Below are 25,167 nucleotides of genomic sequence, written 5' to 3' on the forward strand. Positions count from 1 at the left end.
GGTCAGTTGCCGACGCGGCGGCGCAGATCCTGGAACGCGGTGTAGTTGGCGATGACCTCGATCCGGCCCGGCGGGCACAGCTGCACCGCCTGGTCGAGGTTCTCGCAGACCTGGAACTGCTGGTTCGCGACCTCCAGGCGCACCGCGAGGTCCAGCTTCCGGTCGCCGATGACACAGATCGGGTGGCCGGTCAGCCGGGTGTAGTCGACGTCCCACAGCCAGGAGGTGTCGGTGCCGTCGGCACCGCGCGCGTTCACCGAGAGGATCACCGGGGTCGGCGGCGGGTCGATCAGCGAGAACGTCTCCAGCCAGCCCGCGGGGTTCTTGGCGAGCAGCAACCGCAGATCACGGCCCTCGAACTGGACCACGTCGTAGCGGCCGGCCACGGCCTGCACCTGGTACATGCGCTCCAGGGCGACCTGCGGCGGCACCCCGAAGACGGCGGCGACGGCCGCGGAGCTCGCGGCGTTGGCCTTGTTGGCGCGGCCCGGAAGCTGGAGGTGGATCGGCCAGGCGGAGCCGTGCGGGTCGAGCACGTGGTCGCCGGAGAGCGCCCAGCTCGGCGTCGGCCGGCGGAAGCCGCACTCGCTGCAGAACCAGTCGTCGCCCGGACGCTGCATCACACCGCCGCAGGACGGGCAGGACCAGGCGTCGTCCTTCCACATCTGGCCGGCGGCGACCCAGATCACGTTGGGGGAGGAGGACGCGGCCCACACCACCAGCGGGTCGTCGGCGTTGGCGACGATCACGGCCTTGGAGCCGGCCAGGCCCTCGCGCCAGTTCTCCGCGAGCATCCGCGTCTCGGCGGCGCGGTCGAGCTGGTCGCGGGAGAGGTTGAGCAGTGCGATGCACTTGGGGTCGGTGTCCCGGGCGACGCCCGCGAGGTACTTCTCGTCGACCTCGATGACGCCGAACCTGGCCTCCGAGCCGCCGGCCAGCGCCGAGGTGATGCCGGCCGGCATGTTGGCGCCGAGCGCGTTGGAGACGACCGGGCCGGCGGCCTTGAGGGCCTCGGCGATGAGCCGGGTGGTGGTGGTCTTGCCGTTGGTCGCCGAGACCAGGGTCACGTCCAGGTGCTGTGCGAGCCGGGCGAGGAGATCGGGGTCGAGCTTGAGTGCCACCCGGCCGCCGATCACCGAACCGCTGCCGCGCCCGGCGGCGCGGGATGCCGCCGCGACCGCCTTGCCCGCGGTCACGGCCAGCTTGGCCCGCGGCGTGAGCGGGTCCGAGTTGCCTGCCATCAGTTCTCGATCCTCCTTGCGTACGCGCCGCGTCTGTGCCTGACGGCCACGTGGTGAGACCTCAGCCTATCGAGATCCGTTCGCACTCCAGAACAGCGGCACCATCGTGAGACGGGCGTTGCTGGGAGGACCGTACTCTGACGGTCATGCGACAAGGCTCCATCCCCGGCGTCCACGGACGTGTACGGCCCCTCACCCTGCTTGGCGACCCGGTGCTGCACGCGCCCTGCCGGGAGGTCACCGGCTTCGGTCCGGAACTCGCACGCCTGGTGGACGACTTGTTCGCCACGATGTACGCGGCGCAGGGTGTGGGCCTGGCCGCCAACCAGATCGGCGAGCCGCTGCGGGTGTTCGTCTACGACTGCCCGGACGACGAGGACGTCCGCCACCTGGGCCATGTGGTGAACCCGCGGCTGGTGGAGACGGACGGGGTGGTGGTGCGCGGCCCCGAGGGCTGTCTGTCCCTGCCCGGTCTGGAGGCGGGGACGGAGCGGTACGACCACGCGGTCGTCGAGGGCTTCACGGTGACCGGCGAACCGGTCACCGTCCACGGCACGGGTTTCTTCGCCCGGTGTCTGCAGCACGAGTGCGACCACCTGGAGGGCCGGATCTACGCCGACCGCCTGACGGGCCGGCGCCACCGGAAACTGATGCGGCAGGTGGCCCGGGCTTCCTGGCGCCGAGCGGACTGAACCCCCCGGGGAGGCGGGGCCGCGTCGAGGTGCGGCTCCGCCGTGTGGGCGCGGCCGGCCGCACACGGTCCGCACGCGACCTGTGAAGATCAGAACCCCGGACCTCCCACCTTGTCCCCCGCCGCCGCGAGACGCCCCCACAGCAGATCGGCCAGACTCCGTACCAACTCCGCCCGAGAGCAGGGCCGTTCGCCCAGCCACCAGTCGCCGGCCGCGTGCATCATGCCGACGATGCCGTGTCCCCACACCCGGGCCAGCCGCTGGCCGTCCGGCCCGAGGTCCAGCCGTTCCCCGATGACCTGGGCCAGCTCCTCGCCCATCCGGCGCAGCAGCGGCGCCGAGTGCTTGCCGACGTCGAAGCCCTGGTCGCTCTGCGACTCCTCGGCCGGGTGCATCAGGAACCGGTACACCTGGGGCCGTGCCTCGATCGCCGAGAGGTAGGTGTCCAGGGTGGCCTCGACCCGTTCGCGCCGGTCCGCCGGGGCGTCCAGGGCGGCCCGCAGCGAGTCCAGCAGCGCGTCGGTGTGCCGTTTGGCCAGGGCGGCGTAGAGTCCTCCCTTGTCACCGAAGTGCCGGTAGAGGATCGGCTTGGTGATGCCGGCCTCGGCGGCGATCGCGTTCATGGAGGCTCCCGGGCCGTCGCGCAGCACCACCCGGTCGGCGGCCTCCAGCAGCTCGCGCCGGCGTCGGTCGGCGGACCGCTGCTGATCGGTCCGCTGTGTGGTGTTCATGAGCTCTCCCCACCCGTGCTGATTCGGTGACGCCTGCGCAAACTAACACTGAAGGCGATCCGGTCATCGAACGGGATGCCGACCGGTCCGGGGGAGTTGACTTTTCCTACCCGCCGGTAACAGACTCGGGGTTACCGCAAGTAACACGCATGTGCGCCGCTGGAGGGGACATGGCCGAGTTCACCATGGAGCTCAACGACGAACAGAAGGAGGTCCGGGACTGGCTGCACGGCTTCGCCGCCGATGTGATCCGCCCCGCGGCCGCCGAATGGGACGAGCGTGAGGAGACTCCCTGGCCGGTCATCCAGGAGGCCGCCAAGGTCGGCATCTACTCCCTGGACTTCTACGCCCAGCAGTACTTCGACGCGACCGGCCTCGGCATCCCGATGGCCATGGAGGAGCTCTTCTGGGGCGACGCCGGCATCGCCCTGTCGATCGTCGGCACCGGCCTGGCCGCCGTCGGCGTCCTCGCCAACGGCACCGAGGAGCAGATCGGCACCTGGATCCCCCAGATGTACGGCGACGCCAACGACGTCAAGGTAGCCGCGTTCTGCTCCTCCGAGCCCGACGCCGGCTCCGACGTGGCCTCGATGCGCACCCGCGCGGTGTACGACGAGGCCAAGGACGAGTGGGTGATCAACGGCACCAAGACCTGGGCGACCAACGGCGGCATCGCCAACGTCCACGTCGTGGTCGCGGTCGTCGACCCGGACCTCGGCTCCAAGGGCCACGCCTCCTTCATCGTCCCGCCCGGCACCCCCGGCTGCTCCCAGGGCCAGAAGTTCAAGAAGCACGGCATCCGCGCCTCGCACACCGCCGAGGTCATCCTGGACAACGTGCGCGTCCCCGGCTCCTGCCTGCTCGGCGGCAAGGAGAAGCTGGACGAGCGCCTCGCCCGCGCCCGCGAGAAGGCGAAGCAGGGCGGCGAGCGCGTGAAGAACGCCGCGATGGCCACCTTCGAGGCGTCCCGCCCCGCCGTCGGCGCCATGGCGGTGGGCACCGCCCGCGCGGCGTACGAGGTCGCCCTCGACTACGCGACCACGCGCGAGCAGTTCGGCCGCCCGATCATCGACAACCAGGGCGTCGCCTTCCAGCTCGCCGACATGCGCACCCAGATCGACGCCGCCCGCCTGCTGGTGTGGCGCGCCTCCTGGATGGCGATCAACGGCAAGCCGTTCACGGCCGCCGAGGGCTCGATGTCCAAGCTGTTCGCGAGCGAGACGGCCAAGAAGGTCACCGCCCAGGCCATACAGATCCTCGGCGGCAACGGCTACACCCGCGAGTACCCGGTGGAGCGCATGCACCGCGACGCCGCGATCTACACCATCTTCGAGGGCACGAGCGAGATCCAGCGCCTGGTGATCGCCCGCACCCTGTCGGGCATGCCCATCCGCTGAGACCGGCCGCACGGACGACCCGGCGGTGCGGACGGCACCGCCGGGTTACCCCTGCCCCGCTCCCGGGAAAGGCTCGTGCGTGACCGACGCGACGGAGGACGCGATGACACGCACCGCCCGGGAACTGCTGGAGACGACCACCGGGGAACTCGCCCCCGACCCGGGGTCCAACCCCCTGGTCCCCCTGATCGCCCGCGGCGAGGCCGACCGGGCCGTCCTGGCCACGCTCGCCCTGGAACAACGCCGGGTGATCCCGGCGGACCGCCGCGCCTTCCTGCACCTGGCGGAACGGGCCGACCCGGAGTCGGCCGTGTACTTCACCGCCCTGGCCGAGGGCGAGACCCTGGCGGCGGAACACCTGAAGACGTTCACGGCCGCGTGCGGTGTGGACGAGGCGCAGGCGGACGCTTACGAACCCCTGCCGGGCTGCCAGTCCTACCCCGCGTACGTCGCCTGGCTGGCCCTCAACGCGAACCCGTCCGACGCCGTCCTGGCCCTGACCGCCAACTTCTCCGCCTGGGGCGGCTACTGCGCCACGATCGCGAAGGCCCTACGCACCCACTACGGCTTCACGGACGAGGCCTGCGCCTTCTTCGACTTCTTCGCAGAGCCGTCCCCCGAGCTGGACCGCATGGCCACCGAGGCGGTCCGGACAGCTCTGGAAGAGGGCCGCCTGAACGAGAACCGCGCCCGCCGGTACGCCCGCCTGCTCCAGTCGTACGAGGCGATGTTCTGGACAGCGCTGGGATAGCCGACCCAGGGGCGCGGGGCTGTTTCGACGTGCGGCTCCGCCGCGTGGGCGCGATCGACCACGGACGACCCGCACCCGGCAACGAGACACTGCGCCCTACGGCGTACCGCTGCTGTGGGCGATGCACGCGACGTCGATCCGATCGGCGAGCTTCGCAAGCTCAATGGTCAGCGCGGCCACCGTGTCCTCGTCGAGCCCGTCCTCCCCCGCCTCGACAAGCCGAACCCACCGCCCACCCACCGTACGCAGCAGCTTGCTGACATCGGCAGCGGAAACCTGCAGGGTCCCGCGGTCGTCGACGATCAGAGGCAGAGTCACTTCGCGGTTCACAGTCGGGATCGTAGCCGCGCGGACATCACGCACCCTGCCAAACCGTGGTGATGTTGCAGAACTCGCGGATTCCGTGCCCGGACAGCTCACGCCCGTACCCCGACCGCTTGAGCCCGCCGAACGGGAACGCCGGATGGGACGCCGTCATCCCGTTCACATACACACTGCCGGCCTCCAGATCCCGTACGAACCGGTCGACCTCGGCCTCGTCGCGGGTCCAGACGTTGGAACTCAGCCCGAAGTCGGTGTCGTTGGCGATCAGGACCGCCTCGTCGACGTCCGCCGCGCGGTACAGCGTGGCGACCGGGCCGAAGGCCTCCTCGCGGTGGATGCGCATCTCCCGGCCGATGCCGGCCAGGACGGTCGGCGGGTAGTACCAGCCGGGCCCGTCGGGGCGCTCGCCGCCGCACAGCACGGTGGCGCCCGCGCGTACGGCGTCGCCGACCAGTTCCTCCAGGTCGCTGCGGCCCTTCTCGCTGGAGAGCGGGCCGACGTCGGTCTCCTCGTCCATCGGGTCGCCGACCTTCAGCGCCTTCATGCCCGCGACGAAGCGTTCGACGAAGGCGTCGTAGACGTCCGTGTGCACGATGAACCGCTTGGCGGCGATGCAGGACTGCCCCGTGTTCTGCGTCCGCGCGGTGACCGCGGTCTCGGCGGCCCGGTCCAGGTCGGCGGAGGGCATGACCACGAACGGGTCGCTGCCGCCCAGCTCCAGCACCGTCTTCTTGATCATCTCCCCGGCGGTGGAGGCGACCGCGCGGCCCGCGGGCTCGCTGCCGGTGAGGGTGGCCGCCTTCACCCGCTCGTCCCGCAGGATGTCGTCGACCGCGGCGGAGCCGATGAGCAGGGTCTGGAAGCAGCCCTCGGTGAAGCCCGCACGGTGGAACAGGTCCTCCAGGTACAGGGCGGTCTGCGGCACGTTCGAGGCATGCTTGAGCAGGCCCACGTTGCCCGCCATCAGCGCGGGCGCGGCGAACCGCACCACCTGCCACAGCGGGAAGTTCCACGGCATCACGGCGAGCACCGGGCCGAGCGGCCGGTAGCGCACCAGGACCCGGGAGGCGCCGGAGTCCTTCACGTCGGAGGCGTCGGGTTCCTCGTCGGCGAGGAGTTCCGCCGCGTGGTCGGCGTACCAGTGCATCGCCTTGGCGCACTTGGCCGCCTCCGCGCGGGCCTGTTTGACCGGCTTGCCCATCTCCGTGGTGATCACCCGGCCGATGGTCTCCTGGTCCTCGTCGAGGATCTCGGCGGCCCGGTGCATCAGACGGGCACGCTCCTCGAAGCTCGTCGTCCGGTACGTCCGGAACGTGGCCTCCGCGAGCTGGATCCGGTGCCCGATCTCCTCCTCGTCCATGGGGTGGTACGTCTTGACCGTCTCGCCGTTCGCCGGGTTCACCGTGGCGATGTGCATCGCTGACCTCCCTGGGGCGGGCTGTGCTTCTCGACCTTCCCGCGCGGTGGTGGGCGGCGCAACGCGGGAGGTCTCCTCAGGGCGAGTGCTCCGCCAGGCGGTCGAGAAACGCGGTCTGCGCGCCGACGATCACCTCACGGGCCCGGTCCGGGGGGAACCACGCCACCCGGTCCAGCTCCGGGAACTCCCGGATCCGTCCCGACCTCGGCGGCCACTCCATCGCGAACGTGCCGGGGACGACCGCCGCCGGATCGAGGTCCGCCTCCACCGCCCAGGCCGTGACGGTCTTCCCCCCGGACTGCCGGACCTCCCCGAGCGGCAGCGCCTCCCCCTCCGGCGGCGGCAGCCCCAGCTCCTCCCGGAACTCGCGGCGCGCCGCCTCCCAGGCCGGCTCGCCGGGGTCGTACTCGCCCTTGGGGACCGTCCACGCCCCGCTGTCCCGCCGGGCGAAGAACGGGCCACCCATATGACCGAGCAACACCTCAAGGCCCTGACCGGTGTGTCGGAACAACAGCAGCCCGGCGCTCCGGGCGCCCCTCACGGCCGTACCCCGGGGTGCGCGGCGAGCAGGGTCTCGACCGTGTCCGCCTCCTCGGGACGCTTGTCCTCGCGGTAGCGGATCACGCGGGCGAAGCGGAGCGTGACGCCGGCCGGGTAGCGGGTGGAGCGCTGGAGGCCGTCGTAGGCGATCTCCACGACGAGTTCGGGGCGCACCGTCACGACGTATCCGCTCTCCTCGACCGCCAGCTCCCGCAGCCGTTCGGTCTGCCAGGCCAGCATCGCGTCGGTCAGGCCCTTGAAGGTCTTGCCGAGCATGGCGAAGCCGCCGTCGGCGGTGCGGGCGCCCAGGTGCAGATTGGAGAGCTTCCCGGTGCGGCGGCCGTGGCCCCACTCGGCGGCCAGCACCACCAGGTCGAGCGTGTGGACGGGCTTGACCTTCAGCCAGGACGCGCCGCGCCGGCCCGCGCTGTAGGGGCCGTCCAGGCCCTTGACCACGACACCCTCGTGGCCGCGTTCCAGCGTCTCGGCGAGGAACCCCTCCGCCGCGCTCAGGTCCCCGGGCCCCGACACGAGGGTGCGCCGCACCCGCATGGGTTCCGGGACCAGCCGGGCCAGTTCCGCGTGGCGCTCGGTGAACGGCAGGTCCAGCAGATCACGGCCGTCGACGGAGAGCGCGTCGAAGAAGACGGGGGAGACGGGAACCTCCCGGGCGGCCGTGGCCACGTCCACCCGGGAGCCGACCCGTCCGGCGGTCTCCTGGAACGAGCGGGGGCGGCCGTCCTCGTCGAAGGAGACGACCTCCCCGTCCAGGACGAACCGCTCGCCCCGCAACTCCCGGGCCGCCGCCGTCACTTCCGGCAGCCGGTCGGTGATGTCGTCGAGGGTGCGGGTGTGCACGCGCACGGTGTCCCCGTCGCGGTGGACCTGGACGCGGATGCCGTCGAGCTTCTCCTCCACCGCGCAGGCACCCAGCTTCTCCACCGCCTCCGCGACCGAGGAGGCGCTGTGCGCCAGCATCGGCAGCACCGGCCGGCCCACGGTCAGCCGGAACCGCTCCAGCGCCCCGGGGCCGTCCGCCAGCAGCGCCCCGGCCACCGACTGGAGCGAGCCGGCCAGCATCACCGCCCGCCGCACATCGGCCGGCGGCGCCCCCGTCGCCCGCGCCAGCCCCTCCACCGCGACCGCGTCCAGGGCGCCCTGCCGGACCTCCCCGGTGAGCAGTCCGGACAGGAACCGCTGCTCGTCCTCGGTGGACGCGCCCAGCAGCTCGCCGACCAGCCGGGCCCGCTCGGCCCGCGATCCCGCACCGGACACCTCGCCCAGCCTGGTGAGCAGCGCGTCGACCTCGCGCACCGTCAGCGACGGCTCGGCGGCGGGGGCGACCGGACGGCTCAGCACCTTCCAGCCGACCCCGATGCGGCCCTGCGGCAGCCGGCCGGCCAGATACGGAATGACGACCGGCACGTCGTCCGCCTCCGCCTCCCGGAACAGCTCGGCGAGCAGGGCGATCTTCCGGGACCGCGCCGAGGCGGCGGCGACCTCCTGGGACACACGGGCCAGCCGGGACAGCAGCATGCAGTCATAGTGCTCCGGAGACGGGCGCTCCACACCCCCGCCGTCCGGCGCCTACCCGTTCACCGCGGCGTCCAGGTCGGTCATCAGCAGGTCCCCGACGATCGCGGCCGCCGCGCGGTAGCCGCCGCTCGCCGCGTGCACCACCTGCTCGGAGAAGCCGATCGCGTTGCCCGCCGCCCAGACGCCGGGCACCGTGGTCAGGCCGGTCGAGTCGATCACCGGGTACGTGCCGAACGGGGTCTCGTTCATCTCGGCGCCCAGTTCCTCCAGCAAAGACGTCTGCGGCACCGGGCGCGGTCCGACGAAGAGCACGGAGCGGGCACGGGTGGTGCCGTCGGCCAGCCGCACCCCGGTGAGCCGGTCGTCCTCGACCACCAGCTCCGCGACCGCGCCGGGCACCACCTCGACCCCGGCGGCGGCCAGCCGGCGCAGGTCCAGGTCGGACAGTTCCTCCTCGGCGACCTCGTGCAGGAAGAAGGTGACGTCCTTCGACCACTGGGACACCATCAGCGCCTGGTGCACGCTCGTCGCGCTCGACGCGAGCACGCCGAACGGCTCGTCGCGCACCTCCCAGCCGTGGCAGAACGGGCAGTGCAACACGTCCCGCCCGAACCGCTCGGCGACCCCGGGGACCGTCGGCATCTCGTCCTTCAGCCCGGTGGCGACGACCAGCCGCCGGGCCCGTACGGCCGGTCCCGCGTCGAGTGCGACGGTGAAGTCCTCCCCGTCCTTGGTGACGTCCGTGACCCGGTCCCGGACGAGTTCCACGCCGTAGCGCGCGATCTCCTCCCGGCCCAGCGCCAGGAACTCGGCCGGTGCCATCCCGTCCCGGGACAGATAGCCCTGCATGTGCGACGAGGGTGCGTTGCGCGGCTCGCCCGCGTCGACGACCAGCGTGCGGTGCCGGGCCCGGCCGAGCACCAGCGCGGCGGAGAGCCCCGCCGCCCCGCCTCCGACGACGACCACGTCGTACGCCTCGTTCCCGAATGTCTCGTTCATCGTGACCACCTCCACCACGACAGTCGCCCGGACACTGCCGCATTGACAAACGACTTTGCCGAACCTGCAATACCGGTATGACTACGGACGACGTTCTCGCGGAAGTGGGCCCCCGGCTGCGGAGGATCAGGAAGGAGCGGGAGGTGACCCTCGCGGCGCTGTCCGAGGCGACCGGCATCTCCGTGAGCACCCTTTCCCGGCTGGAGTCCGGCCTGCGCAAACCCAGTCTGGAACTGCTGCTGCCGATCGCGCAGGCCCACCAGGTGCCGCTGGACGAACTGGTCGGCGCGCCACCGGTCGGCGATCCGCGCATCCGGGCCTCCGAGCCGATCCGGCGCTACGGCCGTACCTTCTGGCCGCTCACCCGGCAGCCCGGCGGGCTCCAGGCGTACAAGGTGCTCGAACCGAAGCGGAAGCTCGAGCCCGAACCGCGTACCCACGAGGGCTACGAGTGGCTGTACGTGATGTCGGGGAAGCTGCGGCTGGTGCTCGGCGAACACGACGTCGTGCTGGTGGCGGGGGAGGCGGCCGAGTTCGACACGCGGGTGCCGCACTGGTTCGGGTCGACGGGGGAGGGGCCCGTGGAGTTCCTCAGCCTGTTCGGTGCGCAGGGGGAGCGGATGCATGTGCGGGCGCGGCCCAAGCGGGGATGACGGACGGGACCGTTCCCTTTCCGGTGTCCCTTCCCGATGTCTCTTCCCAGTGGGCAAGCGACCGCTTAGTATGCGATGGACCCGGTCAGGCGAACACGACGTTCACGCTCCCGTGGAGGCCCCGCATGCAGGCATGGCAAGTGCACGAGCTCGGCGAGCCGGGCGAGGTGATGCGCCTCGCGGAAGTGGCGCGGCCGGCGCCCGGTGACGGGCAGGTCCTGCTGAAGGTGCGTGCCGCCAACATCAACTTCCCGGACGCGCTGATGTGCCGGGGCCAGTACCAGGTCAGGCCGCCGCTGCCGTTCACTCCGGGCGTGGAGATCTGCGGCGAGACCGAGGACGGGCGCCGCGTGATCGCCAACCCCGCGCTGCCCTGCGGCGGCTTCGCCGAGTACGCCGTCGCGGACGCCGCCGCGCTGCTGCCCGCGCCGGACGCGCTGGACGACGCCGAGGCCGCCGCCCTGCACATCGGCTACCAGACCGGCTGGTTCGGCCTGCACCGACGGGCCCGTCTGGAGGCCGGCGAGACCCTGCTCGTCCACGCCGCCGCGGGAGGCGTCGGCAGCGCGGCCGTGCAGCTCGGCAAGGCGGCGGGCGCCACCGTCATCGGCGTGGTCGGCGGTGCGGCGAAGGCCTCCGTCGCCCGCGAGCTGGGCTGCGACGTGGTGATCGACCGGCACGAGCAGGACGTCGTCGCCGCCGTGAAGGAGGCCACCGGCGGCCGGGGCGCCGACGTGATCTACGACCCCGTGGGCGGCCAGGCCTACGCGCAGTCCGCCAAGGCCGTCGCCTTCGAGGGCCGGATCGTCGTCGTCGGCTTCGCGAGCGGGTCCATCCCCAGCCCCGCCCTGAACCACGCCCTCGTCAAGAACTACGCGATCCTCGGCCTGCACTGGGGCCTGTACAACACCAAGAACCCCGAGCTGGTCCAGCACTGCCACGAGCAGCTCACCGGACTCGCCGCGCGGGGCGCGATCAAGCCGCTGGTGAGCGAGCGCGTGCCGCTCGCCGGTGCCGCCGACGCCGTGCAGCGGGTCGCCGACGGTGTCACCACCGGGCGCGTCGCCGTGCTGCCCTCGCTGGAGAACGGAGCCGCCGCATGACCGACGCCGCCGCACTGCGCCGCCGCACCCAGGAGTTCCTGTCCGCGTACCCGCCGGCCGGCACCGGCCGCCTCGACTTCCTGCGCGCCCGCTTCGACGCCGGACTCGCCTGGGTGCACTTCCCCGAAGGGCTCGGCGGACTCGGTCTCCCGCGCTCGCTCCAGGCCGTCGTGGACGCCGAACTGGAGGCCGCCGGAGCGCCCGACAACGACCCGCGCCGCATCGGCATCGGCCTGGGCATGGCCGCGCCGACGATCCTCCAGTACGGCACGGAGGAACAGAAACGGCGCTTCCTGAAGCCCCTGTGGACCGGCGAGGAGGTCTGGTGCCAGCTCTTCAGCGAGCCCGGCGCCGGATCCGACCTGGCCGCCCTCGGCACCCGTGCCGTCCGGGAGGGCGAGGACTGGGTGGTCAACGGGCAGAAGGTGTGGACGTCCAGCGCCCACCTCGCCCGCTGGGCCATCCTCATCGCCCGCACCGACCCGGACGTGCCCAAGCACCGGGGCATCACCTACTTCGTGTGCGACATGACCGACCCCGGTGTCGAGGTGCGGCCGCTGCGCCAGATCACCGGTGAGGCCGAGTTCAACGAGGTCTTCCTCACCGACGTCCGCATCCCCGACGCCCACCGCCTCGGCGAGGTCGGCGACGGCTGGCGGGTCGCGCAGACCACCCTGAACAACGAACGCGTCGCCATCGGCGGCATGCGGCTGCCCCGCGAGGGCGGCATGATCGGCCCGGTCGCGAAGACCTGGCGCGAACGGCCGGAACTGCGCACCCACGACCTGCACCAGCGGCTGCTGAAGCTCTGGGTCGAGGCGGAGGTCGCCCGGCTCACCGGCGAACGCCTGCGCCAGCAGCTCGTCGCCGGACAGCCCGGCCCCGAGGGCGCCGGCATGAAACTGGCCTTCGCCCGCCTCAACCAGGAGATCAGCGGCCTGGAGGTGGAACTGAGGGGTGAGGAGGGCCTGCTGTACGACGACTGGACCATGCGCCGCCCCGAACTGGTCGACTTCACCGGCCGCGACGCCGGCTACCGCTACCTCCGCTCCAAGGGCAACAGCATCGAGGGCGGGACCAGCGAGGTCCTGCTGAACATCGTCGCCGAGCGCGTCCTGGGCCTGCCCGCCGAGCCGCGCACCGACAAGGACGTCGCATGGAAGGACCTGGCCCGATGAGCGATCTTCTGTACTCGGAGGAGGAAGAGGCGCTGCGCGCCGCCGTCCGGGACCTGCTCACCGACCACTGCGACGCGGCGGGCGTGATCGCCCGTACCGAGTCGGACGCCCCGCACGACCTGTCCCTGTGGAAGGCACTCGCCGACGGCATGGGCCTCGCCGGTCTGCTGGTCCCCGAGGACCGGGGCGGCCAGGGCGCCACCCACCGCGAAGCCGCCGTCGTACTGGAGGAGTTGGGACGCGCGGTCGCCCCCGTGCCGTATCTGACCAGCGCCGTGGTGGCCACCGAGGCGCTGCTGGTGTGCGAGGACGCCGGCGACCTGCTCGCCGAGCTGGCGTCCGGGCGCCGTATCGGCGCCCTCGCCGTCGGCCTGCACACCGCTCCCGGCGCCGCGTTCACCACCGCACGGCTGGAGAGCGGCGCACTGCGCGGGGAGCTGACCGGCATCGCGGACGCCGCCGTCGCCGACGTACTGCTCGTACCGGCGGACGACGGCGGGCTGTACGCGGTGGAGGCCGGCGCGGTCACCGTCACCCCGCAGGTCTCCCTGGACCTGACCCGTCCCGTGGCCCGGGTGACCCTGGACGGCGCGCCCGGACGCAGGCTGGGCGACGCGGGGACCGCCGTGCCCCGCGCCCTGCGGGCCGGTGCCGGACTGCTCGCCTCGGAGCAACTCGGCTCCGCCGACTGGTCGCTGACGGAGACCGTCCGCTACCTGAAGGACCGCAAGCAGTTCAACCGCCCCGTCGGCGGCTTCCAGGCGCTCAAGCACCGGCTCGCCCAGCTGTGGCTGGAGGTCGTCAGCCTCCGCGCCGCCGCACGCAATGCCGCCGACGCGCTCGCGACCGGTGAGGACGCCGGTGTGGCGGTCACCGTCGCCCAGGCCTACGCCGCGTCCGTCGCGGTCCGGGCCGCGGAGGAGGCCCTGCAACTGCACGGCGGCATCGGCATGACCTGGGAACACCCGGTGCACCTTCACCTCAAGCGCGCCAAGGCCGACTCGATCGCCTACGGCACGGCGGGTGCCCACCGCGAGGCGCTGGCGGAACTGGTCGATCTGAGAGCACCCTGACCGGTCGAACGACGGAAGGAGCCCGTCCCTTCGGGGGCGGGCTTCTTCCGTGCGCCCCGCTCCGGTGAGATGAACGGCCGACGGCGGATCGGCCAACTCCCCGCACCACCCTGCTCTTCGGCCACCCGTGGACCTCATACTCTCCCTGGTCCCGTACGGCCCTTCCAGGGAGGCAGAGCATGGCCCTCACCACCCGTCGCAGAGCCCTCACCACCCTCGGCGCCGCCCTCGCCGGTACCGTCGCCCTTCCTGCGACGCAGGCACTGGCCGGCGAACAGAAGCACCGGCCGCGCCCGTTGTGGCAGGCCCACGCCCACAACGACTACGAGCACCCCCGTCCCCTCCTCGACGCCCTCGACCACCGCTTCGGCAGCGTCGAGGCCGACATCTACCTGGTCGGCGACCAACTCCTCGTCGCCCACGACCCCGAGGACCTCGACCCGTCCCGCACTCTCGAATCCCTCTACCTCGACCCGCTCGCCGCCCGGGTCCGCGCCCACCACGGCTCGGTCCACCGCGGGCACCGCAAGTCGCTCCAGCTGCTGATCGACATCAAGACCGAGGGCACGTCCACCTACCTCGAACTCGACCGCCATCTGCGCCGCCACCGGCACCTGTTCACCACCTACGCCCACGGCAGGGTGCTGCCCGGACCGGTCACCGCCGTCATCTCCGGCGACCGCGCGGCCCGCGCGCCCATGGAGGCCCAACGGGTGCGCCACGCCTTCTACGACGGCCGGCTCACCGACCTCGGCAGCACCGCACCGGCCTCCTTCGTCCCGCTGATCAGCGACAACTGGACGCTCAACTTCACCTGGCGGGGCGTCGGCGCCTTCCCCGACACCGAGCGCCGGAAACTCCGCGACATCGTGGGCACCGCCCACGCGCGCGGGCAGCGGGTGCGGTTCTGGGCCACCCCCGACCTGCCGGGCCCCGCCCGCGACGCGCTCTGGGGCGAACTGGTGGCGGCGGACGTCGACCACCTCAACACCGACGACCTCGCGGGGCTCGAATCCTTCCTCGACGCCTGCCGGAGGGTGTGACACCACACGTTCGGAGGACAGGTCAGCCGCCCGGACGAACCTTCTGTTACGCCACACTTGCGGCCGAACGCCGCGAAACGGATGTGGCGGAGGAGGTTGACGATGGCCATTTCCATCTCTGTGGTGCTGCTGCTCTCGGTCCTTGCGGTGATCTTCCTGCGCAACGGCGGGCTGAAGATCTCCCACGCGCTGGTCTGTCTGCTGCTCGGTTTCTACCTGGCCAGCACGAGCATCGCGCCCACGATCCACAGCGGCCTCACGGCGACCGCCGACATCGTCGGCGGTCTGCGGCCGTGAGGTCACCGCGCGGAGCGTGGTTCAGCGGTCGGACACCGCGTCGCGCGGGAGCACGGTGACACGGTGGAAGTTGCACCCCGCCGGTGCCGGTGGCGCGGACGGGGGCCTGTTCTGGTGCGCCTTGAGGGCGACGCTCACCAGGCTGAGCAGCAGGTCCACGTCCGTGGCGCAGTCCAGATGCACCGTCACCCAGTCGGAACTCGGGACCACTTGTATCGCGCTCGACCCGCCCAGGTCGTAGTGGAAGCGCTGGATGGCGCGACGGGTGAGATGGAGGTCCACGTCCCGCGCGGAGTGGAAGTGGACGATCTCGTCACGGGCGGTGCGGAGGGCCTGCCCCGTACCGCAACCGGCCGGACAGGCCGTGAGATCGGGCCAGGTGAGCAGTCGCTCCATGGCTCGCTGCGCCGGTGTCATGCCCTCATCGTTGCCTGCTCAACGTCCGGACACCAGGAGTTGGGCGATTCGTAATCGAGCGGTGAGGTGACGAGACCGCCGGAACCCCGGTGAGAACCTGGCACGCGATCATGTCATGGCAGCCGATGAGCCCGTGACCTGGTACGGCGTTCCCGTCCTCGTGTGCGACCGGGACGGCCGGAAGGCGATCGCCGGCGGCAGCGACGCCCTGCGCGACTTCGTGCGGACCCGAGGAGAGGCTCACGCGCGTGGTCCGCGTGGCCCGCGTGGTCCGGGGCACGCGGGTCAGGCCCGTTCGGCCACCGCCGCCGGGTCGTCCAGGACTCCCCGCACCACCGAGTGCGCCGCGCCCAGCAGCGGGCCCTCGGGGCCCAGCGGGGACACGGAGACGGGGCAGGCCGGCCCCGCGGTACGGCGGGCCAGCTCGGAGCGGAGCGACGGCAGCAGCCAGGGCGCGAGCCCGGACAGGGCTCCGCCCAGCACCACGCTCTCGGGGTCCAGCAGATTGACAGCCCCGGTCAGGGCGATCCCGAGCGCCGTTCCCGCGTCCTCCAGGGCGCGTCGTACGTTCGTGTCGCCCTGCTCGGCGCGGCCCGCGAGGAGACCGACGCGGTCCTCGCCCGGCTCCAGCCCGGCCGCGCGCAGCACCGCCTCCTCACCGGCGTACTGCTCCAGACAGCCCCGTCCGCCGCAGGCACACTCCGGTCCGTCCGGCTGTACCGGTACATGGCCCAGCTCGCCCGCGAAGCCGCGGTTTCCGTGCAGCAGCCGCCCGTCCACGACGACCGCGGCACCGATACCGATCTCGGCGGACACATGGAGGAAGTCGCGCGGGGTGTTCTCGCCGAGCCACAGTTCGGCCAGGGCGCCGAAGTTGGCCTCGTTGGCCACGGTGAGCGGCAGGCCCGCCGGGAGCAGGTCGCCGAGGTCCGTGTCGAGCCAGCCGAGGTTCGGGGCGCGTACGACGGTCCGGGCGTCGCGCGCCACCAGACCCGGTACGGCCACGGCGAGCCCCGCCGGCCACAGGCCCTCGCCCTCCGCCTCGGCGACGACCCGCTCCGTCAGCTCGGTGAGTTCCCCGAGCACCGGCCCGGGGGAGCGGTCCCGGTTCGGGACGTGCCGCACCGCCCGCGACCGGACCCGTCCGCGCAGGTCGACCGCGCAGACCGCGAGATGGTCGACGCCGACCTCGGCGCCGATCCCCGCGGGGCCGCGCCCGCTGACGGCGAGCGCCGAGCCGGGACGGCCCACACGTCCGGGCCGCTCGGGGCCCAGCTCCTCCAGCAGGCCCGAGCGGATGAGCTCGTCGACCAGCGTGGACACCGCCGCGCGGGTCAGGCCGATGCGGGAGGCGACGGCGGCCCGGGACAGCGGGCCCTCGGCGCTGACGGTGTGCATCACCCGCGAGAGGTTGCGGCGGCGCATGCCCTGCTGGGTGTCGGGCAGCGCGCGCCCCGGACCGGCCGGGCGGGCCTTGTACAGCGGTGCGCTCATTCCTCCGTCGTTCCTCGGTCTCTGCGGTCGTCGCCGACCTGGCGGTCGACACCGGTCGGTCCGTGTCGGCGGGCCGGTGCCTGCCGGCTCGTGCCCGCGGGTTCGTGCCGGTCGGTCCGTGCCCGCCGGTCGGTGCCGGCAGGTGGGTGCCTGCCGGTCCGGGCCGGCGGGTCGGCGTCCGGCGGGCCGTACCCGCAGGCGGGTGCCTGCCCGTCGGTGCCGGGCCGGCGGTGTCGTCAGTCGGTGTCCGTGCCGCGGCCCAGCAGCGGGGCCGCGTCGGAGAGTACCCCGGCCAGCCTGGCCAGCGTCTCCTCGTCCCGCTCCACGGCCTCCAGCACCGGGCCCGCCGCCGTGTCCCAGCGCCGGGCGACCGCGGCCGGGTCCTCCCCGGTGAGCAGCCCGGCCGCCTGCGCCGCCGCACCGAGCGCGACCAGCTCCTTCGCCTGCGGCACCTGCACGGCCCGCCCCGACAGCCGCCGTACGGTCTGCTGCCAGGCCGTGCCCCGGGCGCCGCCGCCGATCAGCAGCAGGGGCGCCGACGGGTCGGCGTCCTCGTCGAGGACGAGGTCCAGTGCGGCCAGCAGGGAGTACACGGCACCGTCGTACGCGGCCTGGAGCAGCTGCCCGCCGGTGGTGTCGTGGCGCAGCCCGTGCAGCAGACCGGAGGAGTCGGGGAGGTTCGGGGTGCGCTCGCCGTCCAGGAAGGGCAGCAGCGTGACGCCGCGCCCGGGTTCGACGGCCTCGCGGTCCAGGTTCAGCAGCGCCGCGACCCGGTCCACGGCCAGCGTGCAGTTGAGCGTGCAGGCCAGCGGCAGCCAGTCGCCGCGCGCGTCGGCGAACCCCGCCACCGTGCCGGTCGGATCGGCCGGCCTGCGCTGCGTCACCGCGTACACGGTGCCCGAGGTGCCGAGGCTCATCACCGGCGTGCCCGGACGCACCCCGAGGCCCAGCGCGGCGGCGGCGTTGTCACCGGTGCCGCACGCCACCAGGGTCCCCTTGGAGAACGGCAGGTCGTGGCCGTCGCGCACGGTCCCGGCGACCTCACCGGGACGCACCACGCGGGGCAGCAGCGCCGGGTCGAGCCCCACGTGCGCGAGGATCTCCTCGTCGTACGCCTCCGTCCCCGAAGCCCACCAGCCGGTGCCGGAGGCGTCGCCGCGGTCGGTCGTGCCCTGCCCGGTGAGCCGCTCGGTGAGGTAGTCGTGGGGGAGCCGGACCGCCTTGGTGGCGCGCACCGCGTCCGGCTCGTGCTCCGCCAGCCAGGCCCACTTGGTGACCGTGAAGGAGGCGGCCGGCACGCTTCCGGTGCGCTCGGCCCAGAACTTCGCGCCGCCCAGCTCCTCGACCAGCCGGCGGCCCTGCGGCGCGGAACGCACGTCGTTCCACAGCAGCGCCGGGCGGACCGGCTTCCCGTGCCCGTCCAGGGTGACCAGGCCGTGCTGCTGCCCGCCGATCGACACCGCGGCGGCCTCGTGCGCCGCCTCGCCGCACTGGCGCAGCGCCTCGGACAGGGCGTCCCACCACTGGCGCGGATCGCTCTCCCGGCCCGCACCCGAGGTCACCGTGTGCGGTGCCTGGCCGCTCGCGACGACCCGGCCGGTGGCCACGTCGACGACCAGCGCCTTGGTGGACTGGGTGGATGTGTCCACGCCGACGACGAGCGGACCCTCGGCTGCTGACATCGGTCTCTCCCTCTTCTGCGACCCACTTCCGCGACTCGGCGGGGTGTGTCTCTTCCCAGAAATGTTCCTGCATACTAATTTGTAAAGCGCCATGACGAAATGGTCTCAGCGAGCAAGGAGCCGCGGCATGAACTACCAGCCCACCCCCGAGGACAAGTTCACCTTCGGACTGTGGACCGTCGGCTGGCAGGGACGGGACCCCTTCGGTGACGCCACGCGGCGTGCCCTCGACCCGGTCGAGTCGGTGCGGCGCCTGGCCGAGCTGGGCGCCCACGGCGTCACGTTCCACGACGACGACCTCATCCCCTTCGGCTCGAGCGACAGCGAGCGGGAGGAGCACATCAAGCGGTTCCGGCAGGCGCTGGACGACACCGGCATGAAGGTGCCGATGGCCACCACCAACCTGTTCACCCACCCGGTGTTCAAGGACGGCGGCTTCACCGCCAACGACCGCGACGTGCGCCGCTACGCGCTCCGCAAGACCATCCGCAACATCGACCTCGCGGCCGAGCTCGGCGCCGAGACCTATGTGGCCTGGGGCGGCCGTGAGGGCGCCGAGTCCGGTGGCGCCAAGGACGTGCGGGACGCCCTCGACCGCATGAAGGAGGCCTTCGACCTGCTCGGCGAGTACGTCACCTCCCAGGGCTACGACATCCGCTTCGCCATCGAGCCCAAGCCGAACGAGCCGCGCGGCGACATCCTGCTGCCCACCATCGGCCACGCCCTGGCGTTCATCGAGCGCCTGGAGCGCCCGGAGCTGTACGGCGTCAACCCGGAGGTCGGCCACGAGCAGATGGCCGGGCTGAACTTCCCGCACGGCATCGCGCAGGCGCTGTGGGCCGGCAAGCTCTTCCACATCGACCTCAACGGCCAGTCCGGCATCAAGTACGACCAGGACCTCCGCTTCGGCGCGGGCGACCTGCGGGCCGCGTTCTGGCTGGTCGACCTGCTGGAGTCGGCCGGGTACGAGGGCCCGCGGCACTTCGACTTCAAGCCGCCGCGGACCGAGGACTTCGACGGCGTGTGGGCCTCGGCGGCCGGCTGCATGCGCAACTACCTGATCCTCAAGGAGCGCGCGGCCGCGTTCCGCGCGGACCCGGAGGTGCAGGAGGCGCTGCGCGCGGCCCGGCTGGACCAGCTGGCCCAGCCCACGGCGGCCGACGGCCTCCAGGCCCTGCTCGACGACCGGTCCGCCTTCGAGGACTTCGACGTCGACGAGGCCGCCGCGCGGGGCATGGCCTTCGAGCGCCTCGACCAGCTGGCGATGGACCACCTGCTGGGCGCCCGGGGCTGAACCCCGACCGCGAGGGCGTGCCCGCCCCGCCCCTGCCACGGGACGGGCACGCCCTCGCGCACGCATCCGGGACGACCGCGCCCCCGTGTGGTTCGCACCCGGTTGTGGCCGACGCGCCGACCGCGCGCGGAATCATGCGCGCGGTGGCACGTATCCGGGCCGACCTTCCGGCGGCGACGTCCCGCGCGATGGCGCGGCCCCAGCCGGCCCGGTACGCATCCCGCAGGCGCGCCCTCGCGCGGTACGACCGTGTGGCGCACGCGAGTGGTACGGGTCGGGCCCGCCGCGAGGACGTTACTGTTCCGGGCGCGCGTTCCACGTGGGGTACGCCGTCGGCATGGCGCCCGTGCCCTGAGTCCGTATCAACTTCCGCGCGGTGTCCTCGCGCGGACCCCGTGTGCGCGGCGACCATGGTGTGTATGGCCATGCCACCCGTACCGCCCCGGCCGCCGGACGGCGGCAGTTTCGGACCACCCGCGAACGACGGCGCGCCGCCGCCCCGCCCTCCCGGCGGGCGCAGGCTCGTGCTCCTTCTGCTCGCCGTTGTCGTCGCCATCACGGCCGTGTCCCTCGTCGTACTGATGGCCACGGGTGACGACGACTCGCCGGACAAGGAGCCCACCGAGAGCAGCACGGGCACCGGCGGCCCGCCCGATCCGTCGCTGGGCATCCCCTCCGAGCTGCCCAGCGGTCTCCAGAGCCGCCTCCCCTCCGGTTTTCCCACGGAGCTGCCGTCCGAGCTCCCGAGCGGCCTGGAGTCGCTCCTGCCGTCCCTGGGCGACGTGGAACTGCCCTGACGGCACCGCACGGGACACGGTCACTCCCCGGAGAGGCCGCCACCGGATCCCTGCGGGAACTCCTGCCGGGCCCGGCGACCCTGTTCCTTGCGGTACGGCCGCCGGGGCCGGCCGTGGTTCCGGCGTGGCGACGATCTCGCCGGTGGCTAACTTTCGGGTGTGCGTTCCGCCGTGGCCAGGGCCGTCGCCGGGTCCTGGGAGGAATCCCCTGCCGGGACCCACCGGCCGCGTTCCTTGCGGTACGGCCACCAGCGGCCCTCACGGCCCAGGCGCAGCTGGACGGGTGCGCCGGCCACCGTCCACCGGTTGGCCCGGGCCCGGAGCACCGGCCGTTCGTCCTCGTCCCACGCCGAGTCGAGGGCGGCACGCGCGCGTGCCAGCCGTTCGCCGTCCACGGTCCACTCCTCGTCGAGCACGGCGAGGGCCGCCGTACCGCCGCGCTGCCAGGCCCGTACCGCCACGGCCAGCCCTTCCCGGCCGCGCCCCGACCCCTCGGCGAGCCGCTCCGTCACCGTGCGGTCCGGCTCCCCGGCGGCCAGCCGCACAGCGTCCCGCGCGACGGCCGGCTCCGGTTCCACGGGCTGCCGTTCGTGCCCGTCCTGGAGTGCCCGGGCCAGCAGCCGGTGGGCCTGTACGGCGGTCCGGGCGGCCAGGAACTCCAGCGCGGGCGGATCGATCCCGGCCGCGGGCTCCGCCTCCGTGTCCAGTGACGGCGGAACCCCCGGCTCCGCGGGGAGGGCGGGGGCGGCCGGCAGCGACGGCAGGATGTCACCGGCCGCGTACGCCTCGGCCGCGTCCACGCCTTCCGGTCCCTGGGCGGGCCGCCCGGCGGACGCGTCGCCCCGGGCCTGGAGCGCGTCCAGCAGGGCGCGTTCGCCCCGCCCCCGCATCAGCAGCAGGACGAACGGGTCCTGGTCCAGCAGCCGGGCCACCTGATAGCACAGCGCCGCCGTGTGACCGCAGTGGTCCCAGGCGCCGCAGTCGCACTCCGGCTCCAGATCGCCCAGACCCGGCAGCAGTTCGACCCCGGCCAGCTCCGCGTCCTCGACCAGGTGCGTCGGCATCTCGCGGTCGAGCAGCGCCGCCACATGCCCGGCCCGCTCCACGGTCATGGCCAGGAACCGGTCCCACTGCTCCCCGGACAGCTCCTGCAGCAGCACGTCCGCGCGGTGGGCCGTACGGTCCCGGTCCTGTACGACCGCCGTGATGCGCCCCGGCCGTACGGACACCGCGCCGACCGCGCCCGCGCGTGCCAGCCCGCGGCCCGCCTTGAGCTGCCCGGAGTCCAGCGCCGTACCCTCCAGAGCCGTCAGCCAGGCCAGGCCCCACCAGCTCTGCGCGAAACCGCGCCCCCGCGCGGGCGGCAGCGCGGCGAAGGTGCGCTCAGTGCCGGCCTCGTCACCGTCGTACCGGGTCATCGCGGTCCCCCTCGCAGTTCGACCAGCTCCGCCAGCTCGGCGTCGGTCAGTTCGGTGAGCGCCGCCTCACCGGAGCCGAGCACCGCGTCGGCCAGCTCACGCTTGCGCTCCAGCAGCCCGGCGATGCGGTCCTCGATGGTCCCCTCGGCGATGATGCGGTGCACCTGCACCGGCCGGGTCTGGCCGATGCGGTACGCGCGGTCCGTCGCCTGCGCCTCGACGGCGGGGTTCCACCAGCGGTCGTAGTGCACGACGTGCTCCGCGCGGGTGAGGTTCAGCCCGGTGCCCGCCGCCTTCAGCGACAGCAGGAAGACCGGGACCTCGCCGTCCTGGAAGCGGCGCACCATCGCCTCACGCCCGGCGACCGGCGTGCCGCCGTGCAGGAACTGCGTCGGCACGCCCCGCGCGGCCAGATGCCGTTCCAGCAGCCGCGCCATCCGCACGTACTGCGTGAACACCAGGACGCCGGCCCGCTCGGTGAGGACCGTGTCGAGGAGTTCGTCCAGCAGCTCCAGCTTCCCGGACCTGCCGGCGACCACCGGCCGCTCCTCCTTGAGGAACTGCGCCGGATGGTTGCAGATCTGCTTCAGGCCGGTCAGCAGCTTCACGATCAGCCCGCGCCGCGCCATGCTGCCGGCGCCCTCGATCTCGGCCATCGCCTCGCGCACCACGGCCTCGTACAGCGCCGTCTGCTCCTGGGTGAGCGACACCGCGTGATCGGTCTCCGTCTTGGGCGGCAGCTCGGGCGCGATCCCGGGGTCCGACTTGCGGCGGCGCAGCAGGAACGGCCGTACCAGACGGGCCAGCCGTTCCGCCGCGGCCGGGTCCTGGCCGCCCTCGACGGCGTCCGCGTACCGCCGTCGGAAGGTGCCGAGCCGGCCCAGCAGGCCGGGAGTCGTCCAGTCGAGGATCGCCCACAGTTCCGACAGGTTGTTCTCCACCGGTGTGCCGGTGAGCGCCACGCGTGCGCGTGCGCCGATGGAACGCAGCTGACGGGCCGTCGAGGAGTACGGGTTCTTCACGTGCTGGGCCTCGTCGGTGACGACCATGCCCCAGGGGACCCCGGCGAGCCGGGAGGCGTCCAGCCGCATGGTGCCGTACGTGGTGAGCACGAACTCTCCGTCGGCCGGGTCGTCCAGCGTCCGCCGCGTGCCGTGGAAGCGGCGCACCGGGGTGCCGGGCGCGAAACGCTCGATCTCCCGCTGCCAGTTGCCCATCAGGGAGGTCGGGCAGACCACGAGAGTGGGGCCCGCGGACTCCGGATCGGTCTGGCGGTGCAGATGCAGGGCGATCAGGGTGATGGTCTTGCCGAGCCCCATGTCGTCGGCGAGACAGCAGCCCAGGCCCAGGGAGGTCGTCCGGGCCAGCCAGTCCAGGCCGCGCCGCTGGTAGTCCCGCAGCGTGGCGGCGAGCGCGGCGGGCTGCTCGACGGGCTCCTGCGCCTCGGGGTCCGCGAGGCGGTCCCGCAGGGCCGCCAGCCACCCGGTGGGCCGGACCTCGATCCGGCCGCCGTCGACCTCCACGGAGCCCGTCAGGGCCGCGCCGAGCGCGTCGACCGGCGTGATCTTGCGGTCCTGGCGCGCACGGGCCCGGGCCAGTTCCCGCGGGTCGATCAGGACCCACTGGTCGCGCAGCCGTACGAGGGGGCGGTTCGCCTCGGCCAGCCGGTCCAGTTCCTCGCGCGTGAGCCGTCGGTCGCCCAGGGCGAACCACCAGTCGAAGGCGAGCAGCGCGTCGGCGGACAGGAACGACGGCCCGTCCGCGAACCCGGCCCTTCCGGGCCCCGGCTCGTCGTCGGCGGGACCGACCTCCGCGCGGGTGGTGAGTTCGCGGACCAGTTCCCTGGGCCAGTGCACGTCGACGCCCGCACCGGCGAGCACCCGGCCGCCGTCGCCGAGGAGTTCGGCGATCTCCTCCTCCGCGAGGTCCACCGCGTCCGGCACGGTCGCCGACAACAAGGGGGTGAGCGGCGCCCAGGCCCGCGCCGCGCGGCGGAGCGCGAGCAGGGCGTCCATCCGCGCGCGGGAGTCGAAGGCCGCGTCGAAGGCCCCGGCCCACACCTCGCCGGCGTCCGCGACGAGCGCGGGGTCGCTCACGCCGTGCATCTGGAGGACGGCCCGGAACGACACGTCCGCGGTGTCGGCCGCGTCCGTGAGCCCGCGCGCCTCGATCCGCAGCGACAGCCGTACGCCGGCGTCGTGGCCGGCGGCGATGTCGGCGGCCCAGGTCCGCAGTGCGGGCAGTCGTTGCGGCTCCGGTACCGCGAAGGCGGCGGTGCCGGTCGCGAGGCGGGCGGCGGGGGAGCGGGGGAGGGTGTCGGCGACCGCGTCGAGGAAGGCGCGCAGCAGCCGTTCGGGGTCGGGCAGCCGCGGCGGCCCGGTGCCGTCCAGCGGCGTCGCGTGCGCCTCCGGCGGCATCGCGGCGGCGAGCCGGCGGATCGCCTCGACGTCCTCCGCGTCCAGCGGACCGACGCGCCAGGCGTCGTGGTCGGCGGGGGAGAGGCCGGGCAGCAGCAGCCCGCGCGCCACCAGGTGCAGGGCGTGCACGGCGGCGGCGCCCCAGAACCGGGTGGCCCGGTGCCCCGCACCACCGGCCCGCGCACGCGTGAGCAACGGGAGCGCGTCACGTACCGGCAGTACGGTGGCGGGCACACGCACCGCCTCGATCCCGTCGTCGCCGGGCATCACGACGGTCAGGTCCTCGGCCGACGCCGTGTCCGTGTCCACGGCCGGGGGAGGCGAGCCGTCGGGCCGCCAGAACGCGACCCGGCCGGTGCGGGCGGGGTCGTCCGGTACGAATACGGCCGGACAGCCGGCCAGTTCGGAGTGTGCGGAGGAGGGCGCCGGGGGAGTCGTCTGCGCAGCTATGACAGGATTCCTCAAACTTGACTAGTGAAGCCGGAGTCGCCGAGGGTACAGCACGGGCGGCGCCGACCGGGTATGCCTGTGCTGTGAGACGGGTCACCGTGAAGGCGTGTCGTGGGGGGCCCCCCCCCCCGGCCCCCGACCGCCAAGCGAAAAACCAACTGGCAGTATCGAAAAGACAACAAAAGCAACCCCGGAATAAAGGAGTGTTTATATCTCATGTAGG

General features: G+C 73.1%; 23 protein-coding genes. 11 read left to right on the forward strand and 12 right to left on the reverse strand.

Features of this window, described 5'->3' with window-relative positions:
• Positions 1-2 precede the first annotated feature (2 nt).
• Positions 3-1,241: a MurT ligase domain-containing protein gene (locus ACFV5H_RS19520; protein WP_073934697.1), complete on the reverse strand. Its 1,239-nt coding sequence runs from the start codon at positions 1,239-1,241 to the stop codon at positions 3-5.
• Positions 1,242-1,387: 146 nt separating this feature from the next.
• Here ACFV5H_RS19520 and def point away from each other — a divergent pair, with 146 nt between their 5' ends.
• Positions 1,388-1,933 (forward strand): peptide deformylase, encoded by a 546-nt coding sequence (def, locus tag ACFV5H_RS19525; protein WP_383341184.1) that lies wholly within the window; start codon positions 1,388-1,390, stop codon positions 1,931-1,933.
• Between the two features lie 89 nt (positions 1,934-2,022).
• Here def and ACFV5H_RS19530 read toward each other — a convergent pair whose 3' ends face one another.
• Positions 2,023-2,664: a TetR family transcriptional regulator gene (locus ACFV5H_RS19530; RefSeq protein ID WP_073934699.1), complete on the reverse strand. Its 642-nt coding sequence runs from the start codon at positions 2,662-2,664 to the stop codon at positions 2,023-2,025.
• Between the two features lie 170 nt (positions 2,665-2,834).
• On the opposite strand from ACFV5H_RS19530, the gene ACFV5H_RS19535 reads away from it, so the two are divergent.
• Together ACFV5H_RS19535 and ACFV5H_RS19540 are read left to right on the forward strand one after the other, a co-directional pair.
• Complete coding sequence (locus ACFV5H_RS19535) at positions 2,835-4,061, forward strand: acyl-CoA dehydrogenase family protein (protein WP_385045266.1); 1,227 nt, start codon at positions 2,835-2,837, stop codon at positions 4,059-4,061.
• 103 nt (positions 4,062-4,164) lie between these two features.
• Positions 4,165-4,812, forward strand: a complete 648-nt coding sequence (locus tag ACFV5H_RS19540; protein ID WP_385045263.1) for a transcriptional regulator — start codon at positions 4,165-4,167, stop codon at positions 4,810-4,812.
• 96 nt (positions 4,813-4,908) lie between these two features.
• On the opposite strand, the gene ACFV5H_RS19545 is transcribed toward ACFV5H_RS19540, so the two are convergent.
• From ACFV5H_RS19545 to ACFV5H_RS19565, 5 genes are all read right to left on the reverse strand, one after another.
• Positions 4,909-5,142 carry a DUF6213 family protein gene (locus ACFV5H_RS19545; RefSeq protein WP_385045261.1) on the reverse strand — a complete coding sequence of 78 codons (234 nt, stop codon included), beginning with the start codon at positions 5,140-5,142 and terminating at the stop codon, positions 4,909-4,911.
• Positions 5,143-5,167: 25 nt separating this feature from the next.
• Positions 5,168-6,553, reverse strand: a complete 1,386-nt coding sequence (locus ACFV5H_RS19550) for an NADP-dependent succinic semialdehyde dehydrogenase (RefSeq protein WP_385045258.1) — start codon at positions 6,551-6,553, stop codon at positions 5,168-5,170.
• 76 nt (positions 6,554-6,629) lie between these two features.
• Positions 6,630-7,094, reverse strand: a complete 465-nt coding sequence (locus ACFV5H_RS19555) for an NUDIX domain-containing protein (protein WP_385045256.1) — start codon at positions 7,092-7,094, stop codon at positions 6,630-6,632.
• On the reverse strand, positions 7,091-8,629 hold the full coding sequence (locus ACFV5H_RS19560; RefSeq protein ID WP_385045253.1) for an ATP-dependent DNA ligase: 1,539 nt from the start codon (positions 8,627-8,629) through the stop codon (positions 7,091-7,093). Before ACFV5H_RS19560 ends, ACFV5H_RS19555 begins: the two co-directional genes overlap by 4 nt.
• Before the next feature lie 51 nt (positions 8,630-8,680).
• Positions 8,681-9,628 (reverse strand): NAD(P)/FAD-dependent oxidoreductase, encoded by a 948-nt coding sequence (locus ACFV5H_RS19565; RefSeq protein ID WP_385045250.1) that lies wholly within the window; start codon positions 9,626-9,628, stop codon positions 8,681-8,683.
• 77 nt (positions 9,629-9,705) lie between these two features.
• On the opposite strand from ACFV5H_RS19565, the gene ACFV5H_RS19570 reads away from it, so the two are divergent.
• From ACFV5H_RS19570 to ACFV5H_RS19595, 6 genes are all read left to right on the forward strand, one after another.
• Positions 9,706-10,281: a helix-turn-helix domain-containing protein gene (locus ACFV5H_RS19570; RefSeq protein ID WP_385045247.1), complete on the forward strand. Its 576-nt coding sequence runs from the start codon at positions 9,706-9,708 to the stop codon at positions 10,279-10,281.
• 125 nt (positions 10,282-10,406) lie between these two features.
• Entirely contained in the window at positions 10,407-11,384 is a 978-nt protein-coding gene (locus ACFV5H_RS19575; RefSeq protein WP_385045245.1) for an NADPH:quinone oxidoreductase family protein, read from the forward strand.
• Positions 11,381-12,562 (forward strand): acyl-CoA dehydrogenase family protein, encoded by a 1,182-nt coding sequence (locus ACFV5H_RS19580; RefSeq protein ID WP_385045242.1) that lies wholly within the window; start codon positions 11,381-11,383, stop codon positions 12,560-12,562. The genes ACFV5H_RS19575 and ACFV5H_RS19580 overlap by 4 nt, the downstream gene beginning before the upstream one ends.
• Entirely contained in the window at positions 12,559-13,635 is a 1,077-nt protein-coding gene (locus ACFV5H_RS19585; RefSeq protein ID WP_385045239.1) for an acyl-CoA dehydrogenase family protein, read from the forward strand. Before ACFV5H_RS19580 ends, ACFV5H_RS19585 begins: the two co-directional genes overlap by 4 nt.
• Before the next feature lie 179 nt (positions 13,636-13,814).
• Positions 13,815-14,678: a phosphatidylinositol-specific phospholipase C/glycerophosphodiester phosphodiesterase family protein gene (locus ACFV5H_RS19590; RefSeq protein ID WP_385196215.1), complete on the forward strand. Its 864-nt coding sequence runs from the start codon at positions 13,815-13,817 to the stop codon at positions 14,676-14,678.
• A 102-nt stretch (positions 14,679-14,780) separates the two neighbouring features.
• Positions 14,781-14,975 carry a hypothetical protein gene (locus tag ACFV5H_RS19595; protein WP_073934709.1) on the forward strand — a complete coding sequence of 65 codons (195 nt, stop codon included), beginning with the start codon at positions 14,781-14,783 and terminating at the stop codon, positions 14,973-14,975.
• A 21-nt stretch (positions 14,976-14,996) separates the two neighbouring features.
• Here the strand turns inward: ACFV5H_RS19595 and ACFV5H_RS19600 are convergent, their stop codons facing one another.
• The 3 genes from ACFV5H_RS19600 to xylB form a co-directional block, all read right to left on the reverse strand.
• Positions 14,997-15,392, reverse strand: a complete 396-nt coding sequence (locus tag ACFV5H_RS19600) for a luciferase family protein (RefSeq protein WP_385045234.1) — start codon at positions 15,390-15,392, stop codon at positions 14,997-14,999.
• Positions 15,393-15,677: 285 nt separating this feature from the next.
• The gene (locus tag ACFV5H_RS19605; protein WP_385045231.1) at positions 15,678-16,886 is read right to left on the reverse strand and encodes an ROK family protein; all 1,209 of its coding nucleotides are present in this window, start codon (positions 16,884-16,886) and stop codon (positions 15,678-15,680) included.
• Between the two features lie 236 nt (positions 16,887-17,122).
• Complete coding sequence (gene xylB, locus ACFV5H_RS19610; protein ID WP_385196219.1) at positions 17,123-18,568, reverse strand: xylulokinase; 1,446 nt, start codon at positions 18,566-18,568, stop codon at positions 17,123-17,125.
• 127 nt (positions 18,569-18,695) lie between these two features.
• On the opposite strand from xylB, the gene xylA reads away from it, so the two are divergent.
• Together xylA and ACFV5H_RS19620 are read left to right on the forward strand one after the other, a co-directional pair.
• Positions 18,696-19,862 carry a xylose isomerase gene (gene xylA, locus ACFV5H_RS19615; RefSeq protein ID WP_073934713.1) on the forward strand — a complete coding sequence of 389 codons (1,167 nt, stop codon included), beginning with the start codon at positions 18,696-18,698 and terminating at the stop codon, positions 19,860-19,862.
• Positions 19,863-20,281: 419 nt separating this feature from the next.
• Positions 20,282-20,659: a hypothetical protein gene (locus ACFV5H_RS19620; protein WP_385196222.1), complete on the forward strand. Its 378-nt coding sequence runs from the start codon at positions 20,282-20,284 to the stop codon at positions 20,657-20,659.
• 146 nt (positions 20,660-20,805) lie between these two features.
• Here the strand turns inward: ACFV5H_RS19620 and ACFV5H_RS19625 are convergent, their stop codons facing one another.
• Both ACFV5H_RS19625 and ACFV5H_RS19630 read right to left on the reverse strand, forming a co-directional pair.
• Positions 20,806-22,077: an SWF or SNF family helicase gene (locus ACFV5H_RS19625; RefSeq protein WP_385196225.1), complete on the reverse strand. Its 1,272-nt coding sequence runs from the start codon at positions 22,075-22,077 to the stop codon at positions 20,806-20,808.
• Positions 22,074-24,761 (reverse strand): DEAD/DEAH box helicase, encoded by a 2,688-nt coding sequence (locus ACFV5H_RS19630; RefSeq protein WP_385196312.1) that lies wholly within the window; start codon positions 24,759-24,761, stop codon positions 22,074-22,076. The genes ACFV5H_RS19625 and ACFV5H_RS19630 overlap by 4 nt, the downstream gene beginning before the upstream one ends.
• Positions 24,762-25,167 lie beyond the last annotated feature (406 nt).

The organism is Streptomyces sp. NPDC059787, from assembly GCF_042732315.1.
Taxonomy (GTDB): Bacteria; Actinomycetota; Actinomycetes; order Streptomycetales; family Streptomycetaceae; genus Streptomyces; species Streptomyces atrovirens.

Coding starts and splice junctions, on each gene's coding strand:
- ACFV5H_RS19630 (WP_385196312.1), bottom strand. CDS start 24,761: ATGCCCGGCGACGACGGGATCGAGGCGGTGCGTGTGCCCGCCACCGTA.
- ACFV5H_RS19570 (WP_385045247.1), top strand. CDS start 9,706: ATGACTACGGACGACGTTCTCGCGGAAGTGGGCCCCCGGCTGCGGAGG.
- ACFV5H_RS19620 (WP_385196222.1), top strand. CDS start 20,282: ATGGCCATGCCACCCGTACCGCCCCGGCCGCCGGACGGCGGCAGTTTC.
- ACFV5H_RS19590 (WP_385196215.1), top strand. CDS start 13,815: ATGGCCCTCACCACCCGTCGCAGAGCCCTCACCACCCTCGGCGCCGCC.
- ACFV5H_RS19530 (WP_073934699.1), bottom strand. CDS start 2,664: ATGAACACCACACAGCGGACCGATCAGCAGCGGTCCGCCGACCGACGC.
- ACFV5H_RS19585 (WP_385045239.1), top strand. CDS start 12,559: ATGAGCGATCTTCTGTACTCGGAGGAGGAAGAGGCGCTGCGCGCCGCC.
- ACFV5H_RS19600 (WP_385045234.1), bottom strand. CDS start 15,392: ATGACACCGGCGCAGCGAGCCATGGAGCGACTGCTCACCTGGCCCGAT.
- ACFV5H_RS19520 (WP_073934697.1), bottom strand. CDS start 1,241: ATGGCAGGCAACTCGGACCCGCTCACGCCGCGGGCCAAGCTGGCCGTG.
- xylB (WP_385196219.1), bottom strand. CDS start 18,568: ATGTCAGCAGCCGAGGGTCCGCTCGTCGTCGGCGTGGACACATCCACC.
- ACFV5H_RS19575 (WP_385045245.1), top strand. CDS start 10,407: ATGCAGGCATGGCAAGTGCACGAGCTCGGCGAGCCGGGCGAGGTGATG.
- ACFV5H_RS19595 (WP_073934709.1), top strand. CDS start 14,781: ATGGCCATTTCCATCTCTGTGGTGCTGCTGCTCTCGGTCCTTGCGGTG.
- ACFV5H_RS19625 (WP_385196225.1), bottom strand. CDS start 22,077: ATGACCCGGTACGACGGTGACGAGGCCGGCACTGAGCGCACCTTCGCC.
- xylA (WP_073934713.1), top strand. CDS start 18,696: ATGAACTACCAGCCCACCCCCGAGGACAAGTTCACCTTCGGACTGTGG.
- ACFV5H_RS19605 (WP_385045231.1), bottom strand. CDS start 16,886: ATGAGCGCACCGCTGTACAAGGCCCGCCCGGCCGGTCCGGGGCGCGCG.
- ACFV5H_RS19565 (WP_385045250.1), bottom strand. CDS start 9,628: ATGAACGAGACATTCGGGAACGAGGCGTACGACGTGGTCGTCGTCGGA.
- ACFV5H_RS19560 (WP_385045253.1), bottom strand. CDS start 8,629: ATGCTGCTGTCCCGGCTGGCCCGTGTGTCCCAGGAGGTCGCCGCCGCC.
- ACFV5H_RS19550 (WP_385045258.1), bottom strand. CDS start 6,553: ATGCACATCGCCACGGTGAACCCGGCGAACGGCGAGACGGTCAAGACG.
- ACFV5H_RS19580 (WP_385045242.1), top strand. CDS start 11,381: ATGACCGACGCCGCCGCACTGCGCCGCCGCACCCAGGAGTTCCTGTCC.
- ACFV5H_RS19535 (WP_385045266.1), top strand. CDS start 2,835: ATGGCCGAGTTCACCATGGAGCTCAACGACGAACAGAAGGAGGTCCGG.
- def (WP_383341184.1), top strand. CDS start 1,388: ATGCGACAAGGCTCCATCCCCGGCGTCCACGGACGTGTACGGCCCCTC.
- ACFV5H_RS19540 (WP_385045263.1), top strand. CDS start 4,165: ATGACACGCACCGCCCGGGAACTGCTGGAGACGACCACCGGGGAACTC.